Annotated in this window: 1 rRNA gene; it reads right to left on the bottom strand. The window is 54.9% G+C overall.

Going from position 1 to position 971, the window contains the following annotated elements:
* Positions 1-971, bottom strand: a 23S ribosomal RNA gene (locus WFK81_RS30700); the annotation flags it as partial.

Here is a 971-nt window from a genome sequence, read left to right as displayed (position 1 = left end):
CCTCCCCGTCGATGTGGACTCTTGGGGGAGATAAGCCTGTTATCCCCAGGGTAGCTTTTATCCGTTGAGCGATGGCCCTTCCATTCGGTACCACCGGATCACTAAGCCCGACTTTCGTCCCTGCTCGACTTGTTGGTCTCGCAGTCAAGCTCCCTTATGCCTTTGCACTCTCCGAATGATTTCCAACCATTCTGAGGGAACCTTTGGGCGCCTCCGTTACATTTTAGGAGGCGACCGCCCCAGTCAAACTGCCCACCTGACACGGTCCCTCTACCCGATTCAGGGTAGCAGGTTAGAACTCCGATACGATCAGGGTGGTATCCCAACGTCGCCTCCACACAAGCTGGCGCTCATGCTTCTCAGGCTCCCACCTATCCTGTACAGATCGTACCAAAGTCCAATATCAAGCTGCAGTAAAGCTCCATGGGGTCTTTCCGTCTTGTCGCGGGTAACCTGCATCTTCACAGGTATTAAAATTTCACCGGATCTCTCGTTGAGACAGCGCCCAAGTCGTTACGCCATTCGTGCGGGTCAGAATTTACCTGACAAGGAATTTCGCTACCTTAGGACCGTTATAGTTACGGCCGCCGTTTACTGGGGCTTCGGTTCACAGCTTCGGATTGCTCCTAACCGCTCCCCTTAACCTTCCAGCACCGGGCAGGCGTCAGCCCGTATACTTCGCCTTACGGCTTCGCACAGACCTGTGTTTTTGCTAAACAGTCGCTTGGGCCTTTTCACTGCGGCCCCCTCGGGCTATTCACCCTACCGAGGCACCCCTTCTCCCGAAGTTACGGGGTCATTTTGCCGAGTTCCTTAACGAGAGTTCTTCCGCGCGCCTTAGCATGCTCTGCTCGCCTACCTGTGTCGGTTTGCGGTACGGGCACCTTCACCTGGCTAGAGGCTTTTCTTGACAGCCGGAGTACATGACCTTCGCTACTGCAATTTTCGCTCCCCATCACAGCCTAGCTTAC

This window comes from Paenibacillus sp. MMO-177, assembly GCF_037147795.1.
In the GTDB taxonomy this organism is placed as follows: Bacteria; Bacillota; Bacilli; order Paenibacillales; family Paenibacillaceae; genus Pristimantibacillus.
Note: the sequence above shows the minus strand (reverse complement) of the source record. Positions and strands in the feature narration are given on the sequence as shown.